27 protein-coding genes are annotated in these 23,001 nt (G+C 51.3%); 26 read left to right on the forward strand and 1 reads right to left on the reverse strand.

The genetic code is table 11. The annotated features are described in order from the left end of the window. The first annotated feature begins 6 nt into the window (after window positions 1-6). The 12 genes from U8U68_RS14655 (at window position 7) to U8U68_RS14710 (ending at window position 12,332) form a co-directional block, all read left to right on the forward strand. Window positions 7-969 carry a carbohydrate kinase family protein gene (locus tag U8U68_RS14655; RefSeq protein ID WP_322202056.1) on the forward strand — a complete coding sequence of 321 codons (963 nt, stop codon included), beginning with the start codon at window positions 7-9 and terminating at the stop codon, window positions 967-969. A gap of 101 nt (window positions 970-1,070) precedes the next feature. Then, the gene (locus U8U68_RS14660) at window positions 1,071-2,456 is read left to right on the forward strand and encodes an L-fucose/L-arabinose isomerase family protein (protein ID WP_322202058.1); all 1,386 of its coding nucleotides are present in this window, start codon (window positions 1,071-1,073) and stop codon (window positions 2,454-2,456) included. 23 nt (window positions 2,457-2,479) lie between these two features. Then, window positions 2,480-3,556: a Gfo/Idh/MocA family protein gene (locus tag U8U68_RS14665; RefSeq protein ID WP_322202060.1), complete on the forward strand. Its 1,077-nt coding sequence runs from the start codon at window positions 2,480-2,482 to the stop codon at window positions 3,554-3,556. 39 nt (window positions 3,557-3,595) lie between these two features. Beyond that, entirely contained in the window at window positions 3,596-5,383 is a 1,788-nt protein-coding gene (locus tag U8U68_RS14670; protein WP_322202062.1) for an alpha-glycosidase, read from the forward strand. Between the two features lie 223 nt (window positions 5,384-5,606). Then, window positions 5,607-6,728 (forward strand): aldo/keto reductase, encoded by a 1,122-nt coding sequence (locus U8U68_RS14675; RefSeq protein WP_322202064.1) that lies wholly within the window; start codon window positions 5,607-5,609, stop codon window positions 6,726-6,728. 149 nt (window positions 6,729-6,877) lie between these two features. Next, entirely contained in the window at window positions 6,878-7,903 is a 1,026-nt protein-coding gene (locus U8U68_RS14680; protein ID WP_322202066.1) for a glycoside hydrolase family 172 protein, read from the forward strand. 840 nt (window positions 7,904-8,743) lie between these two features. Continuing rightward, on the forward strand, window positions 8,744-9,574 hold the full coding sequence (locus tag U8U68_RS14685; protein WP_322202068.1) for a tyrosine-type recombinase/integrase: 831 nt from the start codon (window positions 8,744-8,746) through the stop codon (window positions 9,572-9,574). A gap of 10 nt (window positions 9,575-9,584) precedes the next feature. Continuing rightward, entirely contained in the window at window positions 9,585-10,379 is a 795-nt protein-coding gene (gene srtB, locus U8U68_RS14690) for a class B sortase (protein ID WP_322202070.1), read from the forward strand. Window positions 10,380-10,442: 63 nt separating this feature from the next. After that, on the forward strand, window positions 10,443-10,712 hold the full coding sequence (locus U8U68_RS14695; protein WP_322202072.1) for a type II toxin-antitoxin system Phd/YefM family antitoxin: 270 nt from the start codon (window positions 10,443-10,445) through the stop codon (window positions 10,710-10,712). Next, complete coding sequence (locus tag U8U68_RS14700) at window positions 10,705-11,010, forward strand: type II toxin-antitoxin system RelE/ParE family toxin (RefSeq protein WP_322202140.1); 306 nt, start codon at window positions 10,705-10,707, stop codon at window positions 11,008-11,010. Before U8U68_RS14695 ends, U8U68_RS14700 begins: the two co-directional genes overlap by 8 nt. Window positions 11,011-11,448: 438 nt before the next feature. After that, on the forward strand, window positions 11,449-11,847 hold the full coding sequence (locus U8U68_RS14705; RefSeq protein WP_322202074.1) for a hypothetical protein: 399 nt from the start codon (window positions 11,449-11,451) through the stop codon (window positions 11,845-11,847). Then, complete coding sequence (locus tag U8U68_RS14710) at window positions 11,844-12,332, forward strand: hypothetical protein (protein WP_322202075.1); 489 nt, start codon at window positions 11,844-11,846, stop codon at window positions 12,330-12,332. Before U8U68_RS14705 ends, U8U68_RS14710 begins: the two co-directional genes overlap by 4 nt. A gap of 16 nt (window positions 12,333-12,348) precedes the next feature. Here U8U68_RS14710 and U8U68_RS14715 read toward each other — a convergent pair whose 3' ends face one another. Continuing rightward, the gene (locus U8U68_RS14715) at window positions 12,349-13,290 is read right to left on the reverse strand and encodes a hypothetical protein (protein ID WP_322202077.1); all 942 of its coding nucleotides are present in this window, start codon (window positions 13,288-13,290) and stop codon (window positions 12,349-12,351) included. 186 nt (window positions 13,291-13,476) lie between these two features. On the opposite strand from U8U68_RS14715, the gene U8U68_RS14720 reads away from it, so the two are divergent. The 14 genes from U8U68_RS14720 (at window position 13,477) to U8U68_RS14785 (ending at window position 22,853) form a co-directional block, all read left to right on the forward strand. Beyond that, window positions 13,477-14,229, forward strand: coding sequence for a PcfJ domain-containing protein (locus U8U68_RS14720; protein ID WP_322202079.1), 753 nt, complete (start codon window positions 13,477-13,479; stop codon window positions 14,227-14,229). A 169-nt stretch (window positions 14,230-14,398) separates the two neighbouring features. After that, window positions 14,399-14,674, forward strand: a complete 276-nt coding sequence (locus tag U8U68_RS14725) for an AbrB/MazE/SpoVT family DNA-binding domain-containing protein (RefSeq protein WP_322202081.1) — start codon at window positions 14,399-14,401, stop codon at window positions 14,672-14,674. Between the two features lie 8 nt (window positions 14,675-14,682). Beyond that, window positions 14,683-15,075, forward strand: a complete 393-nt coding sequence (locus U8U68_RS14730; protein WP_322202142.1) for a putative toxin-antitoxin system toxin component, PIN family — start codon at window positions 14,683-14,685, stop codon at window positions 15,073-15,075. A gap of 300 nt (window positions 15,076-15,375) precedes the next feature. Then, window positions 15,376-17,334 carry an NAD-dependent DNA ligase LigA gene (gene ligA / locus U8U68_RS14735; RefSeq protein WP_322202083.1) on the forward strand — a complete coding sequence of 653 codons (1,959 nt, stop codon included), beginning with the start codon at window positions 15,376-15,378 and terminating at the stop codon, window positions 17,332-17,334. A 66-nt stretch (window positions 17,335-17,400) separates the two neighbouring features. Beyond that, a complete protein-coding gene (locus U8U68_RS14740) occupies window positions 17,401-17,625 on the forward strand; it encodes a hypothetical protein (protein ID WP_322202085.1) in 225 nt (74 codons plus the stop codon). Next, a complete protein-coding gene (locus U8U68_RS14745) occupies window positions 17,622-18,413 on the forward strand; it encodes a hypothetical protein (RefSeq protein ID WP_322202087.1) in 792 nt (263 codons plus the stop codon). The genes U8U68_RS14740 and U8U68_RS14745 overlap by 4 nt, the downstream gene beginning before the upstream one ends. Continuing rightward, window positions 18,400-18,990 (forward strand): hypothetical protein, encoded by a 591-nt coding sequence (locus tag U8U68_RS14750; RefSeq protein ID WP_322202089.1) that lies wholly within the window; start codon window positions 18,400-18,402, stop codon window positions 18,988-18,990. The genes U8U68_RS14745 and U8U68_RS14750 overlap by 14 nt, the downstream gene beginning before the upstream one ends. An 11-nt stretch (window positions 18,991-19,001) precedes the next feature. Continuing rightward, a complete protein-coding gene (locus U8U68_RS14755) occupies window positions 19,002-19,679 on the forward strand; it encodes a YkgJ family cysteine cluster protein (protein ID WP_322202092.1) in 678 nt (225 codons plus the stop codon). Next, complete coding sequence (locus U8U68_RS14760) at window positions 19,676-19,924, forward strand: hypothetical protein (protein WP_322202094.1); 249 nt, start codon at window positions 19,676-19,678, stop codon at window positions 19,922-19,924. Before U8U68_RS14755 ends, U8U68_RS14760 begins: the two co-directional genes overlap by 4 nt. Then, window positions 19,914-20,600 (forward strand): hypothetical protein, encoded by a 687-nt coding sequence (locus U8U68_RS14765; protein WP_322202096.1) that lies wholly within the window; start codon window positions 19,914-19,916, stop codon window positions 20,598-20,600. Before U8U68_RS14760 ends, U8U68_RS14765 begins: the two co-directional genes overlap by 11 nt. Window positions 20,601-20,713: 113 nt before the next feature. After that, window positions 20,714-21,283, forward strand: coding sequence for a Uma2 family endonuclease (locus U8U68_RS14770; protein ID WP_322202098.1), 570 nt, complete (start codon window positions 20,714-20,716; stop codon window positions 21,281-21,283). Window positions 21,284-21,431: 148 nt separating this feature from the next. Beyond that, window positions 21,432-21,773, forward strand: coding sequence for a zinc ribbon domain-containing protein (locus U8U68_RS14775; protein ID WP_322202100.1), 342 nt, complete (start codon window positions 21,432-21,434; stop codon window positions 21,771-21,773). Window positions 21,774-21,834: 61 nt separating this feature from the next. Further along, on the forward strand, window positions 21,835-22,389 hold the full coding sequence (locus U8U68_RS14780) for a hypothetical protein (RefSeq protein WP_322202102.1): 555 nt from the start codon (window positions 21,835-21,837) through the stop codon (window positions 22,387-22,389). Continuing rightward, window positions 22,386-22,853, forward strand: coding sequence for a hypothetical protein (locus U8U68_RS14785; protein ID WP_322202104.1), 468 nt, complete (start codon window positions 22,386-22,388; stop codon window positions 22,851-22,853). The genes U8U68_RS14780 and U8U68_RS14785 overlap by 4 nt, the downstream gene beginning before the upstream one ends. Window positions 22,854-23,001 lie beyond the last annotated feature (148 nt).

The following is a 23,001-nucleotide window of genomic DNA, read 5'->3' on the forward strand; positions in this document are numbered from 1 at the left end:
CAGCGCGTGAAAGAATATGAGATTGCCGGTTATGATATGCCTTGCGTGGATTTAGCCGTAAATGTGGACGTATTTCCAAAGCCTAACGGCGGTGCAGGGATAAATGCCTTGAGCTGGCAGGGAGGAGGTAAGGTGGCCTCCGGAATGACAGCGGCATCCCGGCTGGGAGCCAAGTGCGCCATTATGGGCGCTGTCGGAAGTGATGATTACGGCAGGTTTTGCTATAAAGATTTTCAGCGCCATGGAGTAGATGCTTCTGGCCTGATCTGTCGGGAAGGGGAAAGCACTTCTCTCTCCATCGTCATCAGCGACCGCGAGACCCAGGGCCGCAGCATCGTTTACCGCCGCGGCTCTGCCCAGCCTCCTAAGCCGGAAGAACTGAACGAGAAAATTCTCAGAGACTGCCAGTGGTTTTTTATCTCCCATATAACGGGAACGGCTATGCTTGCCGCGCAGAGCGCAAAAAGCGCTGGTGCAAAGATTATAGTGGATGCGGACTCCTATTCCTCGGAACTGATGGAACACCTTGATCTGATCGATGTATTTATCGGCTCAGAATTCTGCTATGATGTTCTTTTCCACGACCAGAATTACCAACACAACTGCCAGACTCTCTGTGAAAAAGGCCCGTCAGTTGTCATTTTTACTTTCGGAGCTGACGGCTGTGCCGGATATGGCCGGGATTGTGGCGGCTTCCGTCTACCCGCTTATCAGGTTCCGGTAGTAGATACCACCGGGGCCGGAGATGTGTTCCACGGAGCCTATCTGGCAGGTGTGGTTCGGGGGCTTGATCCCATCGCCTCTGCCAGGCTTGCCACAGCCACGGCCTGTATCAAGTGTACAAGAATGGGAGGGCGAGCCGGCGTGCCGAACTGGAATACTGTCCAGGAATTTTTGAAAAGTGGTCGTGTGGATTATAGTGAGATCGATAGGCGTGCAGAGTTTTATGCTCAGCGGCTGCAATTATAGCCAATCGGCATCCGGTTTGTTATATGGGCCTTCCGGCGGCAAGGTATTTATCACCGCCGCCGGAAAGCCTGTGAATATCAGAAAAGAAAGAAGGGAACTAAATGAGCAAGCCCACTATTGTGCTGGGCATAGCCCCCACTAAGCGAGGATTCCTCAGCATGGAGGAGGCAAAGCGCCAAAAGGACAAATTCATGGCGGTCGCCCGTACCGTCAAATCTGATTCTGTTCAGATCATTGATATTGACGATATATGTGAAAACGGTATTCTTTTCGAGACAGAAAAGATATCCGCTGTAGTGGAGAAATTCAAGGATGCCCGAATCGACGCCCTTTTCCTGCCCCATTGTGACTTCGGCGAAGAGCAGTGTGCAGCAGGCGTGGCCGCTGCCCTAAAAGTTCCTACATTGATTTGGGGAAACCGGGATGAGGCGCCCAACAGCGACCAAAGCCGGGGCCGGGACACTCAATGCGGAATGTTCGCCTGTACCAAGGTGTTGCGGCGCTTTGGGGTACAGTATAGCTATATCTGGAACTGTGAAACCGAAAGCGAAGATTTCCTCCGGGGCTTTGAACGCTTTATTCGGACAGTGGCAGTGGTAAAGACAGCCAGAGCGCTGCGGATTGCCAAGTTTGGTGCCCGTCCGCAGCCCTTTATGAGCGTAATGGCCAATGAAGGAGATTTGGCCACAAAGTTAGGCGTTACTGTAATTCCCATTTCTCCCAACGCGGTTGCTTTACGGGCGGATCGGCTGCAAAAAGAGTCCCACTCAGATTATATGGCCTGCCGGGAGGACTTCAAGACCCGGTTCGATACCAGCCTTACCCCGGATGAGACAGTGGATCGGATTGTTGCGCTTAGGCTGGCGGTAAATCAGCTTATGGAGGAGAATAACTGTTCAGCCGGAGCAATGGAGTGCTGGAGCGCGGCCTCGATTTTTGGTGCGCCGGTATGCGCGGTGTTGGGAGAGCTATCTGATGCCGGCCTACCGTTGGCTTGTGAGACAGATGTAAACGGTGCAGTGACAATGGCCATGCTCCATGCCGCAGCGTTGGGGGATGAGTCTGTATTCCTGGCAGACTTGACGATTCGGCACCCGGAAAACGACAATGCAGAGCTTCTTTGGCATTGTGGGCCATTCCCCTATTCGCTCAAGGATCCGGCGAGTACCGCCAGACTGGCCGGAGGACAGGAGAGATTTTATCTGAAGAAAGGTGAAATCACCATCTGCCGCTTCGACGAGGCGGACGGAAACTATTACTTATTTGGTGGCGAAGGCAGGGCAACCTCGGGGCCGGAAACCACAGGAACCTATGTCTGGCTTGAGACAGATAACTGGAAGCGCTGGGAGGAAAAGCTCATGTTTGGGCCCTATATTCACCACGTAGGCGGAGTATACGGCAGCTATAAAGCTGTACTCCGTGAGGCCGCCCGGTATCTGGGACTGATATTTGACGATGCGGACCAGCAGGGAATTTATAGTTTGTGAATTTTGGAGGATAATTGTTTAGTATGAATAAGAAAATCATTCGTATCGGTTCGGTGGGCTTAGGCGCAATCTGGAATGGTGTGCATCTGCCGGGAATCCAGCGCAGCCCGGATCTGGAACTTGTTGCTATTTGCGATATTGACGAAAAGAAACTCAATGAGACTGGCGACCGGCTTGGAATCGACCCAGCCCATAGATTCTTGGACTATCATGACCTGATCAACTGCTCAGATGTAGACGCAGTGGATATCTGCACACCTAATGACGTCCATTTTCCTGTGGCAATGGCAGCAGTGGATGCGGGTAAAGCCTACGACGTGGAAAAGCCAATCACCATGACCGCTGACGAGGCCGATATCCTTTCTAAGGCCACCGAGGAAAAAGGACTGCCGAATATGGTCTGCTTCTCCTATCGTTTTAAAGCGGCGGCACGGTTTGCCAAGGACCTCATTGCCAGAGGGAAAATTGGCCGTGTATACCATGTAGATATGCAGTATTTCCAGTCTTGGGGCTTACCCAGGGCAAATACGCCCCTTGTGTGGAGATATGTGAAAAAGCGCACAGGTTCCGGGGCGCTGGGAGACTTGGGCTGCCATGCTTTGGATCTGGTACGCTTTGTACTGGATAAAGAGTATACGCAGGTGGTAGGCCATACAGGAACCTATGTTACCCAGCGGAAGCTATTGGATGGTGATGGAATGGGACCTGTGGATGTGGACGATTTCTGCAATTATATGGCTGATATGGAGGACGGCGTATCCGTCAGCTTCCAGATAACCCGTTTTGCTTTCGGCCGGGGAAATTACCAGCGTATGGAGGTCTACGGCAGCGAGGGCGCGATTGTATATTCGCTGGATGCCACGCAAGGGGTGGAGGATGAGATAGAAGTATGCTCCGGCGATATCAACGCAGAATCCCATGCCTATACAAAGCTGTATATCCCCGAGCGGTACTATAGTGATCAAATGCAGTCTTTTGCAGACATTATCAATGGTGTTGGGGACGGAAAAGCCGCACACATACAGGACGGTCAGGTAAACCAGCATGTAGTGGACGCTATTCTGGCTTCCGCTCAGTCCGGCAGATGGGTGACTCTCTGAGACAGTAGGCCGGACGAAACAGAGAAGGAGAAAAATACTATGAACCGACAAGCTATTTTGCATATTCCCAAAAGCAACTATGCGTTCCCCCTGTCGACAAATGACTTCCGTATCCGTCTTCGGGTTGGGAAAGGGGACGTAAAACGAGTGCGGCTGGTTATTGGAAATCAGTATCTTTGGAGCACCCGACAGGAATTTGAGATGCAGAAGTTCGGCTCTGATTCCATGTTTGATTACTATGAGTACGACTATCACTGCACCGATACCAGGCTGGGTTATTATTTCTTGCTGAATCAGGGAAAGGAAGAAATAATCTACACGGAAAACGGTTTCCTGGCTCCAAACTCTGTGGATATTGACAAGGATCGTATTGGCTTTGTCCACTTCCAGTTCCCCTACATCAATAAGATCGATGTACATAAAAAGCCTTCCTGGGTCAACGAGGCCGTGTTTTATCAGATTTTCCCTGAACGCTTCTGTAACGGAGATCCTGGTATTTCGCCGGAGAATACAAAAAAGTGGGGAGAAAAGCCTACTCCCAGAAATTATTTTGGAGGGGATCTGCAGGGTATCATCCAGAAACTGCCCTATCTGGAGGAGTTGGGAGTAAACGCGCTGTACCTTACGCCTATTTTTGAGGCTATCTCAAACCACAAATATGATACAGTGGACTACACCCGAATTGACCCGCACTTCGGCGATGAGAGCACCTTAATTGAGTTGGTGCAGAAGGCACATGAAAAAGGCATACGCATTATGTTAGACGGTGTGTTCAACCACTGTGGCGGAGGTTTCCGACAGTTCATGGATGTGGTTGCCCATGGGGAGGCTTCTCCCTATAAAGACTGGTTCCATATCCACAGCTTTCCGGTCTCATTTGACCCCTTCAACTTTGAGGGATTTGGAAGCACGGCCTATATCACCAAAGCCAAAACCTGGGGGGAGTTACCCTCAGGGGAGGAGAAGAAACACTGTATGCCCAAGCTCAATACGGAAAATCCGGAAGTCATTGAGTACCTGTTGGGCGCCGTTGCAAAGTGGACGCGCACAGGCATTGACGGCTGGCGGTTAGATGTGGCCGATGAAGTGGACGCTCATTTCTGGAGAGAGTTCCGGAAGACTGTTCGCGGAATCAACCCTGATGCGGTGATTATCGGTGAAGACTGGTGGAATGCCCAGCCCTGGCTAAGAGGGGACCAGTTCGACGGAGTAATGAACTATGCTGTACAGCGCTCCAGCGTGCTTTATTTTGCCGAGGACCGCATTACTCCCTACGCGTTTGAGGAGAGTCTGACCGAATACCTGATGCGTTATAGCAGCCAGGCCAACGACTCCATGCTGAATCTGCTTGACAGCCACGATACCCCTCGCTTTGTGAACACCTGTGGCGGAAGCGTGGGCAGGTTGAAAAACGCTGCGGCTTTTCAATATACGTATATCGGGATGCCCTGCACATACTATGGCACAGAAATCGGCATGACAGGGGATAACGACCCCGACTGCCGGAAGACCTTTGATTGGAATGAGATGAACTGGGATCATGAGCTAAGAGAGTATTACAAAAAGCTCATTGCTCTCCGCAAGACCAAAAAGGCCCTACAAATAGGTACGATCCGGTTTTGTTCCACAAAGCATGTTTTTGCCATGGAGCGTACATGGGAGAACGAGCGCTTGCTGGTCCTGATCAATAACACGAATGCTCTGCAGGAATATCCGCTCCCCTGTACGAAAGCCGTAGATTTGCTGGGAGACAAATCCTACGCTCCAACTGAGGCTATAGAACTTGCTCCTTATTCCGCTGCGGTGTTGGAATTGGCGATGGAATGATGGATAAACCCAATCTTATGGTTATTAAGACTGTGCTCTGAGTAACCAGTGATTCCATTATCTGTAAAAGGTTATCTTCGATGTTAGGATGATTCTTCTAAGATATGAGAAGAGGGTGTAAGGAGGAAGGGATTCTCTCTTCCTCTTTACCCTTTTATAGAGTGGAGTTCAAATCAAAAGAACATAAAAACTAATAACATAAATGTGAATGGGAGTACATATTATGAGAAATTTTGGTTTTGGTCTGATGCGCCTGCCCAGCACCGACCCCAAGAGCGCCGGGGCCATCGACGTGGAGCAGGTCAAGAAGATGGTGGACTTGTTCATCAAGAAGGGCTTTACTTACTTCGACACCGCCTGGATGTACTGTGGGTTCCAAAGCGAACCAACCGTCAAGGAAGTCCTCACCAGCCGCTACCCTCGGGACAAATTCACCCTGGCCAGCAAGCTGCACAATGGCTTCTTCAATAGCCTTGAGGACCGCGATGCCGTATTTAACGAGCAGCTCCGCAAGACCGGCGTGGAGTATTTTGACTACTATATGCTCCACGGCATTGAGGCGGGCAGCTACCCCAAGTACGAGCAGTTCGACTGCTTTAACTGGCTGAAAGCCAAGAAGGAAAAGGGACTGGTGAAAACGGCGGGCATCTCTTTCCATGCCACTGCCGAGCTGCTGGATGAGATCCTCACCAAGTACCCCTTTATCGAGTTTGTCCAGCTCCAGATCAACTATCTGGACTGGGAGAGCCCATGGATTCAGTCAAAGAAGTGCTATGATGTGGCAGTAAAACACGGCAAATGGGTCATAGTAATGGAACCAGTAAAGGGTGGCACGTTGGCAAAGGTGCCCGCCGAGGTTGAGGAACTGTTTAAGTCCCACGCCGGGGACGCCTCCCCGGCCAGCTGGGCCATCCGTTTTGCGGCCAGCCTGCCGGGGGTAAAGGTTGTTCTCTCCGGTATGAGTACCCTTAAGCAGATGGAGGACAATCTCAGCTTCATGGAGGACTTCAAGCCCCTCACCGAGGAGGAGAAGGATATGGTGATGAAGGCCGCCGACATCATCAACAGCCAGATCGCCGTGCCTTGCACCGGCTGCTCCTACTGCACCGAGGGCTGCCCACAGAAAATAGCCATCCCCCAGTATTTCTCCCTATATAACGAAGATATGCGGGAGCACTTAGAGGAAAAGGGCTGGACGATAAACTTTTCAAACTATACAAGTATCACGAAGTCTTTTGGCGCTGCCAAAGATTGTATTGCGTGCGGTCAATGTGAGGAAATGTGTCCTCAGCATTTACCCATTATTGAGAAACTCCGGGATGTTTCCGCACACTTTGACAAATAAGGCTGAAATAAACTGTCGGTAGAACGTGGTGCTTATAAATAATCATGCGAATATCTATGCCTTTCATTTTACTGTGTTACGTAAATACATCAGCAAGTTCGTTTTCTGGTATAGAATTCGACTATTCTGCAAATAAGGAGCGTGTAAAAATGTCAGTCTACACCATGCACGACCGAACCACTTTCGGCTTTTCCGCCGAGAACCCCACAGGTACCAAGGGCGGCGGAACCCGCGGCGGCGACTGTGAGAAGCTGAGGCCCTGTATCGACATCCAGCCCGGTGAAACTGCCACCCTCTGTGACACCCAGGGTCCCGGCATGATAACCCACATCTGGTTCACCGGCTATATCGGCCACTCATTTATCCTGCGCATCTATTGGGACAATATGGAGAACCCCTCGGTGGAGGCACCAATTTCGGCGTTTTTCGGGTGCGCCTATGACGAGAACTTTGCCGACAGGGATGGGAACTACCCGGTGCTGAACTCGGCCATGGTGCTGGTGGCGCCGGGCAGGGGCTATAACTGCTACTGGGAGATGCCATTTAAGAAGCGCTGCCGCATAACCATGGAGAACCGTGGGGCGGAGAAGCAGACACTTTTCTATATGATCTCTGGCTGGCACGGCGCTGTGCCTGAGGACAGCGGCTATTTCCACGCCGCCTACCGCCAGGAACACCCGGTACAGCGGGGCAGGAGCTATATTGTTATCGATGGAATCAAGGGCAGGGGATGCTTTGCAGGTATGACCCTGGCCTGTGGAGTGAACGGCCACAACACCTGCTGGGTGGAGGGGGAGGCCAAGATGTATATTGACGGCGACGAATATCCCAGCCTGAACTACACCGGCACCGAGGACTATTTCTGTGGGGCCTACGCTTTCGGCAACGACGTGTATCAGCACAGATACCAGACCTTTTCCGGGCTGTATGTGGGTATGTATGCCATTCTTGGCAGCGACACGGAGCTTTACAACCAGCAACAGCGGTTCCTCCTGTACCGCTGGCACGTGAAGGACCCGGTGTATTTTGAGCGGGACTTCCGTATGGTGATGGACAACCTGGGCTGGACAGGGCCCAGGTACGACGACTATACCACCACCGCTTACTGGTATCTGAGCGAGCCAGCGGCTGTGCCGGTAAGTCTGCCAGAGGACAGTGAGATGACGATGAAATGATCCTGTCCGGGAGGCACGAAAGCAGCGCAGGTAAGACATCAACGATCTTAGCCATTTTTCTTCTTTGCTTTCAAAAAGAGAGTAACTGGTTAGGCGGAGCCTTTTGCAGTGAATCGTCCGACATAAAAACACTTTGCCATAAGTAGTTCATACCCCGGTTTAGTGTAACGGCAAAGAAAAAACGTATCGCCGCCTGATGCACGTTGAATGTGCTCGTCTAATTCTTCTACTTCTTTTTCGGAGTGCTTCAGAAAGATTCGGATAATCCCATAATAGTTCCAATGAGTGCCTTCCGCAAGCCTGTGCAGATATATGTCTTCTCGCATCCTCTGGATGTATTGCTCTGCGTTCGTTCCTTTTGCTCCTTTACCTGGTTTCGCGGATATCTCCGCTTACAACCAAGTTTACGGGAACACCGATGTGTTAGTAAGTCATTGCGCAACAGCGGGATTTTTAAAATATGATTTTTATTTAGGGCTTGTTTGAAAATAGAGGAAATGACGGATTTTTGACCAGAAGCGGTCAGCTTCAAGGAGAAAACCGCAAGGAATACTTGCGTATTACGAGGATTTTCGACGCAGAAGATGGCTGCTTCTGGGTAAAAAGACGGCGTTTTCGATTTTTCAAACAAGCCCTAGCCCACCCATGCAAATAGTCTCCCATTCCCCTTTGAGTTAGACAAAATTATAGGGAGGCGGGCCTGAAACGAGTTATTCAAAATAATATTTCCTCCTCAAGAGGCGATATCTACCTAAAAAATATATAATTGGTAAGCCTGAGCAAATATTTCGGTTGCAAGAATCGCCTCCAAGCTGTGTGATGTAGTTTGGAGGCGATTCTATGTTAAAATTATTTTCTCTCTACCTACACGCTATGGGGAAATCCCACGGAACAGTTTCAGTTTACTGCCAAAACATCTCGCAATATTTTCGGTGGTGCGAGGAGACATTTGACGAGCGTCCCAGTCAGCTCTACCGGGCCAATGTGCTGGAATACATTTCCTATATGCGTAACATCAAGGGCTACAATCCTAAGACTGTCAACCACCACCTGTCCTCTCTACGGAGCTACAACGATTGGCTGATAGAATCCGGCCAGCAGACGGAGACTGTCGTGCTAAAGAACGACTTTATGAAAATTCAGTTACAGTATGCCAGCCCCAGCACCGTCACCAAGAAAGATGTAGAAGCGTTACGCCAGCGCCTGCTTGAGAGCGGCAGCAAGCGAGACTATGCCATCGTAACCCTGTTCGCCTACTCTGGTATCCGGAGAAGTGAGTGTGCCAACCTCAAGCTAGACCAGGTTGACCTGACCGCCAGAGAGATTCGCGTTATCGGCAAAGGCGACAAGCAGCGGCTGGTGTACATTAACGACAAAATCGTGTATGCCATGCGGGAATACCTGAAGGAGCGCAACTCCGACAGTCCATACTTCTTTGTCAGCAGGCAAAGTGAGAAGCTGACCCCATCCAGAATCAACCAGATATTTAACAAATATTCAAATGATATTTTCCTTAAAACTTTGAGGCTTTTTTTCTGTTCTCATGCTTTGGAAAGCGGATTCTCAATTCACGAGGTCAGTAATTTAGCTGGACACAGCTCTATTCAAGTAACCATGCTCTACACCAACCCAACCGCCCAGGCCATGAAAGACAAGGCCAACAGGCTGTGAGGTGGAGCATATGAAGAAACTGATTATGTTTATGGCAGCGCTCATTCTACTTGCAGTTGCCGGTGTGACAGCGTGGCAGGTTTATTTGCCCATCCGCGAGGACAATGTGAGTGTCAACGCCTATGATGAATTACGTCAGTTCGTGCGAGTTCCCACACCAGACCCGACCAGCCAGCCGGACACGTCAAGCTCGCCAGAACTTGTCCCTTCTCCATCTTTTGAGCCGGAACCCACTTCCCTTCCAGATCTGCAAGTTGATTTCAAGTCCCTTCGGGCAGTCAACCCGGAAATCGTTGCGTGGCTCTCCATCGACGGCACCAATATCGACTACCCCGTGGCCCAGCACAGCGACAATGACTACTACCTTCATCACCTATTCACCGGCGAGTGGAACAGTTCCGGCTGTCTTTTCATGGACTGCCATAACCAGTCCGACTTCTCAGGACGGCATACCATTATATATGGGCACCACATGGATAATGGCACCATGTTCCAGAACCTGATGGGCTACAAAGACCAATCATATTATGATGAGCACCCTAATGCCCAGCTTTTCACGCCGAGCGGCACTTATACTGTGGAGTTCTTTGCTGGGTATGTGTCCGGCGTAGACGGGGACGCATGGCAGGTAAATTTTGCATCGAACACAGAGTTTGGAGAGTGGCTTGATAGCGCAAAGAACAAATCCCTGTTTGAGAGCCATGTTACGCCAACAGCAGCGGACAGGATCGTTACCCTCTCCACCTGCAGCTATGAGTTTTATAACGCCCGGTTTGTACTGCATGGTCGCCCTGTTGTAGATTGACCCTTGTATTTCTCCGAGAACTTTGATATAATATTATCAATAGCCAGATAGGAGGCGCCACCCGTGAAAATAAGACCATCTTCCGCTTTGCGGAACGAATACACGCAGATCTCCATGTTAGCAAAAGAGTCCGGTGAGCCCATATTCATCACCAATAAGGGGGAAGATGACGGCGTATTCATGAGCATGGAGGCATACGAGGAACGGGAAAAGATGTTCCGGCACCGGGACCAGATTTATGCCGCGGAGCTGAGCCGCTTGAACGGTGAGCCCACCGTCTCGGCCGAGGAAATGCACGAGAGGATGGAGGCGCTGCTCCGTGCCCATGAGTAAGCTGGTCTATCTGGCCCCCGCCGCCCAGGACATGGAAGAGATCGTGAAGTTCCACATTGCAAATGTAGGGCCGGCCTCTGCAAGGAAGGTCTACGCGGCGATGGAGGACACTATAAACCGCCTGGCGGACTTTCCTCTCTTGGGGCAAACACACCCGGACCCGATTCTTGCCGGGAATGGTTTCCGTAAGCTGGTGCTGACAAAAACATATGTGGCCGTGTATAAAATCATTGACGATACCGTGTACATCTACCGCATTGTGAATGGCCGGGCGGACTATCCGCGGCTGCTGAAATAGGGCTTGTAAAACGCATCTGGCTATGCTATACTTTGTTATACAGTATCAGGTTTGACTTTCAACCAAACACAGTTTCCGAGTTACGAGCTTCTGAAAGTTACTACTTTCAGGCGCTTTTTGCGTTTTAGCCGGGGAAATCCGGCACAACTATATACTGAGCCTAGGGCTTGTTTGAAAAATCGGAAACGCCGTCTTTTTACCCAGAAAGGGCCCCTTTCTGCGTCAAAAATCCTCGCCAATCGGAAGATTGCTTTGCGGTTTTTTCCTTGAAATGAACCCCTTCTGGGTAAAAATTCGTCATTTCCTCTATTTTCAAACAAGCCCTACCCAGGCAAAAAAGCACGCGGAGTTTATCTTTGCGTGCTTTTTTCATATATATCAGGCCCATTGGCCACAAATTTTTATCCCAGCGCCAAGCTGGAAAAGAAGGATTCTACAATGAAAATACCGTTTGCACACAGTACCAAACCACAAGATGCCCTGGAAATCAAGGCAGTCATCGCCAGTCTGCTCGACCAAGCCAGGGACAAGGTCAGTTTTGTTGACCGTGACGACCCTGATGACATCTTTGCCCTCGACATACGGATGCTGCATGAGGCAGTCCGCCGACTTCAGAAAACACAGGCAGAGCCCGTCATCATCAGCACAACCAGGGACAGAGAGTACATCGACTACATCTGCCCCCACTGCCGCGACACCATCACCCAGCGCCGCAAGGGCCAGAAGGAAGGGCTGTACCGGCCCAAGTACCATGATTCTTGCGGTCAGCGGCTGAACTGGGAAAAGCTGGCAATATGCACGAAACTGAAAATCAAGAAACAGGAGGCCTCAAAATGAATCCAGAAGTTGAATGTACCCCCACCGAGAGCACAGTCATCCCCATCCAGGCTTACCAGCCCCAAACTGACAACAACGTGTTCCAGTCCATAGCCGCGGAGAAAATCGCCGCCGAGCTGAAATCCTTCACCGGCGGTCAGAAAGAGAAGTGCGTTTCCACCCACGTTGCCGCGCAAATAACCCATTTTTGCGAGGAATCGCCGGAGTTCGCCGAGGTGGTCTACAAGACCAAGCGCACACTTTCCGATTGCTGTACGGAGGTGCTCAAGGGTGTCGGCAACCACATTTCTTACATCGACGTGTACCGGGGAATCGTGAAGGCGTATTTCCCCAATGCCGACGTCAGGTTCATTATGGACATTGAGATCAACGGCCCGGACTTCTGGAAGTCCGGGCCGAGTCTCGCAGAGAGAGTAGTATATGGCCGCAGACCATGTATAGAAGTGCGCCCTTGCTTTGCGGCGGGAGTTTCAATTCCCCGATGAACTGGAATTTGTAAATCTATCTATCAATAGTTAAACAGGGACTTATTACATCACTCAGAATTTCCTCCAGAGTTTTCTTCTCCAGAGAATTTTGCCACAGGCGTTCCATCATCTCCGGCAAAGAAGTAAAACCATACTCCAGGTTCATTTTGCAGTATTCTTCTGGTGAAACGCCGCTTAAAACCCCGGTAATGGCCCGCACGATGCACTCTTCCAACGCATGAGCCTGGTCCTCCTCTGATATGCCGATCAGGTACCCCAGTGCTGCCACCTTTTCTGTATTCAGAAATCGGTCAAGTCCATGGACCCGGAGCAGCCGGAGGACCGCGCCGCGCTGTTTCTGTAACAGGGGATGGAGATATTCGTGTATGGCGGCTGATTCGGAAAATTCGCCTGCGATGAGATATAGCCTGCTGTCTGCCAGCGAAAAATCAGCCAGATATTTGGATTGCAGCAGGTTGGGAGCAAATAAAATCCGCACTCCGTTTCCCCAGTGCAGATCGTCCAGACGCTGCTGTAACGCCAATATCTGTGGCGAAAGTCCGGAAAACCTCTGCGCCAACTCACAAGAATACAATTCCCATGCCGCTGAAAGAATTGGATCGTCCGACAGTGTTTTTATGACCCCTGGCAGCCTTGCGATCCATGCCCGAAATTCCGGATCTTCCGCCTCCGGAGCATTGCAGGAGCGCAGGAACTCCAGAAAATCAGACAAAGGTTTCTCCAGAAAAAAGCAGGCCGAAGAAAGTTCTGATCCTCTGGGATAGTATGGGTTTACCGATATAGTCCCGGTTCGTGTATAGGAGAAATAATCCAAAAGTCTTTTCTCCAACCGAGCTTGTTCTGCGGCCCGGCAAACCTCCCGTACCAAGGGATCTGAAGTATCCATCAAATCATAGCCGCTGGCAATCAGGCCACAATAGGCGAGAAAGAGATTTTTGTCAATGATAATATTCAAAGTTTTCCCTCCAATATAATAAGGCTATATCAGAGAAATTTCCAGCTTGTTCCCATCCTGCGGCCTCCTTCCTGGCGAAATAAACTGTAGCTTGTATTGACTTTCTCACAGGAGGGTTTTGAAAGTCTAAGCTGAGTATAGCACAGCAAAACAGGAAAATCAATTAGAAACAAGCAGTATCTCTCAATGCTGCGGGAAACACAGGCAACCACCATGGAAATCGTGGTCGTTGCTGAAGCAGGGCGTTGGGTGCCGGAGGACACGGTTCGGCAGTTATGCAGTCTGAACCTGGACTGGGATTCGCTGCACACTTTGCAGGGACTTCTACGATATAACTCTCTTGGCCGTATTTTGCGTTATTTGACAAAGCAGCGCACTCTGGCCCACAGCCGGCTGAGAAGACGCAAAATACCATATGCCATTACTGTGTACCGGGATTATCTGGACATGGCCAAGAATTTGGGCTGCAACCTGAAGAAAAAGGCTGTTCTGGAGCCCCGAGACCTGAAAGCCCAGCATGACCTCTTGTCAGAGCAGCTTGCCGCGCAAAAGACAGAGAAGGAGAACTTGCTGCTGTCCCGCGCTATTGAGAACGGCCTGTACGAGTGGGCACAGGAGTACGCAAGCGAGGATTATTGCGTTGTGTACCCCCAAACCAAGAACGACTTCATCAATGAGGGCCGTAGTCTGCATCACTGTGTGGGGAACGCCGGCTACTATGACCGGCACGTTCTTGGCCGGAGCATGGTGTTCTTTATCCGCCGGGCGAGCCAGCCGGAAAAGCCCTTCTTCACCACCGAAATCGACATGGATGCTGGAAGGATCAAGCAGCTCTATGGTTTCAGCGACTGCTCCGCGCCGAAGGAAGTGCGGGGGTTCGTGGAAGGGTTTGTTCGGGCGGCTATGCGGTGGAGGAGTGCGGAGAGGATGGCAAGCTGATGCAAATAGTATTCATGTAAGGCCGGATTAGATCAAAAAATTGATTGCATACCCAGTGAAAATCTGATAAAATAAGAATAGATGGATGGACGTGGATGCGCTCCAAAACAGCAAGAGGCTATAGTTTGAGCAAACCCATGCTTCTTCTATATTTTGGGAGGTGGAAGATATGTTATCAAACACTTTCGTTGACAATGCAAAAATCATGGCAAAAGGGATGGTCGCAATCCCAAAGGGCGTTCGTGAAGCCCTTGGTGTGGCAAGCGGAGACCGCATTTCTTTTATTGTGGAAGATGGGGCTGTCCGTATTGTCAACTCGGCTGTATATGCCATGCAGGTGCTTCAGAATGAAATGGCAGGCGAAGCAGAGCAGGCTGGCATTATATCAGACGAGGATGTTATGGCGCTTGTAAAAGAATTGCGAAATCAGGATGAAGATGTATAAGGGTTCTAATTGACACAAATGTCCTCATATCTGCGGCTCTGAGCGCAAACGGAGTTCCCTACCAGGCTTACGTAAAGGCGGCCTCCTATCCTAACCGCGGGTTAATTTGTGAGCAAAATGTTGATGAAATGAGAAGGATATTCAACAAGAAATTCCCTAAACGCTTGGCGGCCCTCAATAAATTCCTTTCAACCGCTTTGCTGACACTTGAGCTTGTACCCATCCCAACAGACGAAAGCATATCAGAATCACAAGTCAGAGATGCGGATGACCGCCCTATTTTAAGAGCGGCGATTAAGGCAAAGGCTGATGTTCTTCTTACTGGCGATAAGGATTTTTGGGAATCAGGTTTGGAAACCCCCAAAATTCTATCACCGGCCGAATTTATCAACATGACATAAACCGGCTGGATTTTTGTAGTTGCATTTTGAAATGAACTCTGATATAATAGACATACAGTATCAAGTTTGAGTTTCAATCAAACACAGTAATCCGAGTTACAGAGCGCAATTTGCGCTTTAGCCGAGGAAATCCGGCGCAAAAGTTAATAGTGCTCCCCGGAGGGACAACAAAAGCGTACATGGTAAACCCGTGTGCGCTTTTTTCATTCATAGATTGGAGCAAGCCCGATCAGCTCCTGCCAACTTTTATCCGGGGAGCAATCCTCATCACATAATCAACTTATAAAGGAGAGTGTCCACATGGACGACATACAATCCAAAATCGAGCAGATGCGCGGCCTTATCGCCACCATCAAACAGGCAGATATCGCCTATTTCCGGGACGACCGCCCTATCATGTCCGATCGTGACTACGACGTGGCGGTTGACCTGCTGAAAATGCTGGAGCAGAAAACCGGCATTGTTCTCTCCGACTCCCCCACCCAAAAAGTGCCGGGCGAGATACTGGAGAACCTTGCAGAGGTACGCCACACCCGTCCCATGCTGTCTGCTGACAAAACCAAATCCATAGACGATCTGGTACGGTTTGCCGGAGGCCGGGACGTAGTGCTGTCCTGGAAACTGGACGGCCTGACGCTGGTGCTCCGCTACGATGATGGCGAACTTCAGCAGGCCATCACCCGGGGCCGGGAGGGTATCATCGGCGAGGACGTGACCCATACGGTGCGCACGTTCCTGAATGTGCCCCTGACCGTGCCCACAAAGGGGCCTTTCGAGGTTCGCGGCGAAGGTGTGATTTCTTGGGAAAATTTCAAGAAAATCAACGACAATCTGGATGAACCTTACACCCATCCGCGCAACCTTGCGGCGGGCAGTGTCCGCAAGCTGGATTCAGCGGAGGCGAAAAAGCGTATGCTGATGTTCATTGCCTTCGACCTGGTGACAGAGCTGCAGTTCCCCGCCAAGATGGAGCAGCTTAAATTTCTTGCCAGCAACGGCTTTGAGGTGGTTCCCCACACCCTGCTGACCTCACCGGACAGCAGAGATATCGACACGGCTATTGCAAACAACAATCCCGCCAACTTTCCCTTCCCGGTGGATGGTCTCATCATGGAGTACAACGACACCGCCTACGGCAAGAGCTTGGGCGCGACCGGTCACCATGAAAACCGCCTGATGGCCCTCAAGTGGAAGGACGAACTTTTTACCACCAAGTTTCTCGGTGTGGAGCTCGCCACCACCCGCACAGGCATGGTGAGCATCACCGGCCTGTTCGAGCCCGTGGAAATGGACGGCGCAACAGTCAGCCGGGCCTATCTGCACAACTACAACATTTTTGAGCAGCTCCAGTTCGGCGTGGGCGACACCATCCAGGTCTACAAGGCCAACATGATAATCCCGCAAATTGCGGAAAACCTCACCAAAAGCGGCACCTACAAGCTGCCGGAAAAGTGCCCCTGCTGCGGGGGAGCGCTGTCCATTCAGCAGACCTCCGGCGGCACATCACAGCTGTTCTGCGATAATCCCCACTGTGCCGCCAAGCTGGTGCAGAAATTCGCTCACTTTTGCGAAAAGACCCGCATGAACATTGAGGGCCTGTCCGCCACGACCCTGGAGAAATTCATCGGTCACGGCTGGATACACAACTTCGGCGACCTGTACACGCTGGAGAGGCACAAGGAGGAGATCATCAACACCGAGGGCTTTGGAGTGAAGTCATATGAGCGCCTGCAGGCTTCGATTGATAAGAGCCGTACCGGCACTCTTGCCAAATTCATTGCCGGGCTGGGCATCCCCATGGTGGGCCGCCACGCCGGGAGAATAATTGATAGATCCTGTGGCGGTTCTTGGAAACTGTTCGAGGAGGCAATTCAGAATGGATTTGATTTCACAATGCTATCCAACTTCGGCACGACAATGCACGACAACATCTACAAATGGTACAACGACGCGGAGGAGGCCAAGCTGTGGCGTCCTCTGCTCGACCATATTACATTCATAAAGGAGACATCGACCATGAACAACACAAACAATCCCTTTGCAGGCAAAACCGTGGTGGCCACCGGCAAGCTGGTGAACTACACCCGCGATGGCATCCAGACCAGGCTCTTGGAGCTGGGCGCGCACCCGACTTCCTCGGTAAGCAAAAATACCGACTTCCTGATCGTGGGAGAGAAGGCCGGCAGCAAGTTGGCTAAGGCCCAGGCGTTGGGAATTACCACCCTGACAGAGCAGGAATTTGAGGATATGGCTGGTTAGTAACTGGCAGAAAGTGGCGGGGCAGGTGACTGTCCCGCGCTTTCATTATATAAGGATGGTGAAACCATGACAGCAACAAAAATCAGCCGTATCATCTCCGGCAGCCCGGTACGGCCCATCACCGTGGGCGAACCGGCGCTGATCCACGAGGGTAACGGTTTGAGAAGAACTACCCCGGTCTTGAATGTGCGGCGTGTGTCGCCCGGTGAGATTCGCTTTGAGACCATGAACACACAGTATATCTTAAAAATCATCCCCGCAAATAAAATGACAAAGGAGAAAATCAAATGAAAGCGTTTGAAAAAACCTGCTACCTTCTGCCCTGGCCGGAGGTATCGGAAATTATTTCCGATGAGGTTGAAAAGCATCTCGGCCGCCATGCCCCATGCTGGGCAAAATATGAGGATGAGAGCTTCTGGTGCACCGACCAGCCGGTTCTGCCACTCCATGAAGCCTGCCAAATCATGCAGCTCAGCGGCTTCCCTGCCGAGGACTGGCAGGACACCCTCCCGGACGAGGGAGGAAATACGGTGAACGGCTTTGGAATGGAACTCAGCGAGCATCTGCTCCGTAAGGGCCTGGGCTTTGCCTGGATGCGGCAGATCATCGCCCCGGAGGGCCTTTGGCTGGTGGGCGTTTACGATAAAAAGGAGCATCAGCCGGAGCCTGCCATGATTGACGGCTTGGAAGTGTGCTTTGAGGACTTGAAGTCTAAGGACGAGCTCTTCAATTTCTTTGACGAGGGTTCCTGCACCCACGCCGCCCTGATGGAGTTTTGCGAAGACTATAAGAAACGCTACGGGAACGACCTGTGCTGGCCCTACCCCCTTGCGGAAGATAAGCATTTGGGCTTGTTTCTGGTTCTCGTAAAGGAAGGCGTGCTTTGCCTGCCCTATGATGGATTCGACGGTGAGGCCTATGAGTTTTTCAACCTCAAAGGAGCCAAGCTGCTTCAGACAAAACAGGTGATGCAGTTAGCGGCAGATTGGCAGTTTTTCTCCCAGGGCTTACTCGGAGCGTTGAGTGACATGGCCGTATATCTCGCAAAGCAGGAGGGCGACCGGCATGAAACAGCCTGATGTTCCCCTCTGGAGAAAGTCCATGCTCCAGCACCTGAACCTGGACGATATTCTGAAAACATTGTATGAGATTGCGGAAAACGGCGACCCGTTCGGTTACGAAAGCTCTGAAAACGGGTACTATCAGGACTACAAGGAGCAGTTCGACGAGCTTGCCATTGGTGCAGGCTCCCTGCTGGATGCGCTGAATGAGTATGACCTTCGGGAGCACTGGGACGATATGACAGTCTGTCTTTTGGGACAGACCACGACCGTCCTGGGCTTCGACTCCGTAGAGATGGATTACTACCACATGGCAGACCCATTTTATGAGGATTTAGCGGTCCAGGAGGCTCAAAAGCGCCTGAGTAGGCTGACGAAAGCTGAGCTTATCCGCATATTTCGGACAGTTACGGTGGTGCTGACCTCGTTCTTCGACATCAAGGCCGCCCACGACTGCCTGACATCTATTGTGCAGAAGTTGGACGAGCGGACGGCAATCATGGACCGGCGGCTCAAGGCGGCTTTTGCGGCAAAGGACGAGGCAGAGGCAAAAAAGTTGTTGAATACGCTCCCGGGCAGGGCCTGGGTGGAATAGGAGGACGTCAAATGAGCTTTCAACTCCCCAACACCAGACAAGTTTCATCCTCCGAACAGGTCAGCTTCCACTGCAAGCACTGTGGAGCCTGCTGCCGTCACCTTCGGGAAAGCGTACCTCTGAACACACTGGACGCGTACCGTCTGGCAAAATATCTCCGCGGCCGTGGGCAGTCGGTCACCTGCCTGGATGAAATCTTCGTCCGGTATGCCGAGCCGGTACCCCTGGACAAATCGGGGTATACGGTATATATGCTCAAGACCACTGGCCCGGACGACACCTGTATCTTCCTCAAGGACAAGCGCTGTACCATCCAGCAGGCCAAGCCGACTGCCTGCCGGCTCTACCCCTTTGTGGCAGAGCCAACGACGGATGGGGGCTGCAAATTTCTGCTGAGTATGGAACGGAGGCACCATTTCAAAGGAGGTCAAGTCCAAGCCGGGCGGTGGATGAAGAAATACTTCTCCCCGGAGGATAGAGAGTTTATGCGGATCGACATAGGTTCCGCGCCGGTGATTGCCCTGCTTATGCGGAAGGTCCCGGCCTTGGAGCAGAAACGTGCGATCATGCAGTACCTCTGGTATAGGTTCTCCGACTTCGACCTGGACAGGCCGCTGGTGGAGCAGTACAGGCAGAATACCCTCAAGCTGGTAGCAGCGCTAAAAGAAATGCAGGAGGTATCACCATGAAATGTCCTCACTGTGGCGGCTTGCTAAGAAAGGATACCTTCAACAATGTTACACCCCGGGATGGCCAGTTCATCGTTATCTATGGTGTTCCATGCTGCAAATGCATGGATTGCGGCACTGTCCTTTACAGGGGACATGTGATGCAAAAGCTGGAAAAGATGGTGGACGACACACCAAAAACTGCCGGGAAGGTCGTTATGCTGGACTATCCCGATTCAGATATGGAGGTATATAATGGACACTGACCGCAACGAGCATCAAATAATTCGCAAAGACGCCCGCGCCTGCTTTGTTGAGACCCTGAACGATTCCTTCGAGTTTGGTAAGGTGCATTTCGGCTTTGCAACCTATGACATGAAGCTCCCGGCAGGCCAGCGGCAGACAAATTCCGTCCACATCTATATGGCGGTTGACGAGTTCCTGGAGCTTTGCCGGAAGCTCTGTTCCGGCGAACTACGGCATATGATGGCCCAGCGCCTGAAAGAGAGCAACAAGGAGCCCCTTTACAAATGCCTGGGCGGTACTTCGGCTGAGAAGTTGGCGAAAATCAACCGCTCCCGTCCTGATAACATGAGCCTTTCTCGCACGGCTGAACTGGTATGCGGCAAAAACGGAAATTTTCTGTTCGTGGCCAGCAGCGGGCCCGGTGAGACCAACAAGACTGGGCTTATCGTGCCGCGCTTTGGGAACAAGCCTGAGAACCATGTTTCGGTGAGCATGACCTATGAGAGCTTCAGCGGGCTGATGCTGACTACTAAGGCTCACTATGAGGCGTGGCTGACGGCTTGGTACACGAGGCATGCTACAACGCAAAAGGAGATCCCTCGCAAGCTGGAACGGATTCCAGCACAAGCAAAAGAGAGCGTCCCCGAGCCGGTATACTCTGTGGAGCCAAGGTATGGGGCTGTGGCAATGTTCTAAAGTATCTTTTGACGGCGTGGCTTTGGCTACGCCGTTTTGCTTTTCAGTATTGCTAATCAGTGCGCTTTTTGATATAATATCATCGTAAAGCCATGTTGAATGGAGGGGTAACAATGCCACTAGCAGAAAACAGACATTACACACTGGCGGATATCTTAGGCTGGGATGAAAAAGAGCGGTATGAATTGATTGACGGCGAGCCGGTCATGCTGGCAACCCCCTTGCGGATCCATCAGAAAATTGTCTCTGAGTTCAACCGTCAGCTGGGCAATTTTTTGGAGGGAAAGAAATGTCAGGTCTACCCGGCTCCGTTTGCGGTGCGGCTGTTTGAAGGCGCTGGAGACCTGCCGGAGAATACGGACACCATGGTCGAGCCGGATATCACGGTGGTCTGTGACCCGGAAAAGCTGGATGATATCGGCTGCAAGGGCGCGCCAGATTTTATTCTGGAGGTCCTCTCGCCTTCCAGTCAGCGCCACGACCGTCTGGTAAAGTTTAACCTATACCAGACGGCGGGGGTGATGGAATATTGGATAGCAGACCCTGCCAACCGGATCGTGCAGACCTTTCTTCTGGAAAATGGTACTTTTACTGTCAAGGAATTGGGTTTGGCAGACAGCATATTGCGAGTGAATGTACTGGACGGCTGCTATATTGACTTGTCAAAGGTATTCTCCGAGTAACTCTGTAACACGTGCCCATAAAATGGCACATAAATGGCATTGTCAAGCCGATGACACGGAAATGAGAATCTGCTATAATATTAGCGTGGAAAGCTGGCCGATACCCCCGGGCCGGCTTTTCAACTTTATTGTGGAAAGGCTGTTGAAAATGAAATATTGTCCCTATTGCGGCGCGTCCCTCCCGGACAGCGCCGTATCATTTTGCCCGGAATGTGGGAAGCCCATACTGGAAAGCACTGTGGGGAAGCCTGTCGAGGAGAAAAGGAAGAAAGAAAAGCCTGTAAAAACCAAAGCTCGGCCTAAAAAAGCTAAGAAACCCGAGCCACCTGCCGAGGACGGTTACGACGGCTACTATGATGACCGCCTCCCCATAGACGAAGGCCACCGCCGGGATGGCTTGGACAAGGGCATCATCAAAAAGGTGGCAGCGCTGGTGCTGTGCCTGCTGGTGGTGATTGGGGCCTGCCTTGCAATTTTGTATGTGATTTAAGTTGTAGAGTGCTTTCATAGTTCGTGTAGTATGATAAAATCCTCGAAAAGGAGCAAAAACCATGATTTACATATCCAAAGGTACCTCAAAATCCAGCCTGCACAAGCCCCTCAAAGTGACCCGCTGTGGCAAGACCGTCCAGCTCTCCGGCCTCCAGGCCGAGCTTTGGCGCAAGGGCCGGTACGAGTTCGCGTCCGCTCAGACCAAGGCCGAGGAGATGGCGCTGACAAGCCTCTCCCGGGCCGGACTTGCAGAAATCCAGCAGGAGAACTCTGCCGCCTTTCGCTACTATGCACTGACCAGTTGTGTCCTCTGCCCCACACGGCGTCCGGACATCGGGCTTACCACCGGGGAAAAAGAACTTCTCTGCTGGCTGAAGAAGGCGGGCTTGCGCATGACCGTTGCCGAGCTGGTATATTTACGGAGCAGGGACATCCACCCCACCCGCAAGCTACTCCGGGCAAGAAACCGTCAGGCGCTGGTGGAGAGAATCTATAACCCTCACAACATCGCGGATAACCTCTTAGAGCAGCAGATGGAGTCGGCGGGCTGCCGGGACGAGGTAGTGTCTGATCTGCTGTCACTGCTCAGAAAAAAGAGGCTGGTGTTGCTGTGAAATCGACCTGTGAGAAATTCAAAAAACTGTCGGAGCCGTTGCGGAGGGTGATAGGTTTGCGGATGGTAGTTGGCGGCGCGGTACTTGTGCTTTTCATTATAGTATGGGCCTCCATGAGCAACTTTTATCTTGCAATCCCATTCGCTGCAATAGCGCTATTCTTGCTAATCAGCGGTACGCTGATCACCCACCGTGAGTATATTTGCACCACCAGAACGGTCAAAGAGATAATTACAACAGGCATCCGTAAGCGCCCAAAATATCTGCTGCTTGAAACCGGAGAGGGTATTATCCAGCTACCAGCAAACCGTAAATATTTCCCGATAAACAGCTCCGTAATGCTATATCTTGCCAACAGCACACCAGTGTACGAGCAAGACGGAATCTTCAAAATCTTCTCATATCTTGCTTTGGAACTCGCCGTCCCACCCAAGAAAAAGATTGACGAACCGGGGGAACTGTGATATATTATAGATACAGTTTCATGGTTTCCTCTTGGAAGCATAGTATCAGAGTTACAGAGTGTCATTTGCGTCCGCACCGTGCGGATTCAAATGGCACTTTTTTGTTTCCAGAAAGCCGTGAGCTTAAAAATTTATTGGCGCTACGCCA

Source organism: Acutalibacter intestini (genome assembly GCF_034334985.1).
GTDB classification, from domain to species: Bacteria; Bacillota; Clostridia; order Oscillospirales; family Acutalibacteraceae; genus Acutalibacter; species Acutalibacter intestini.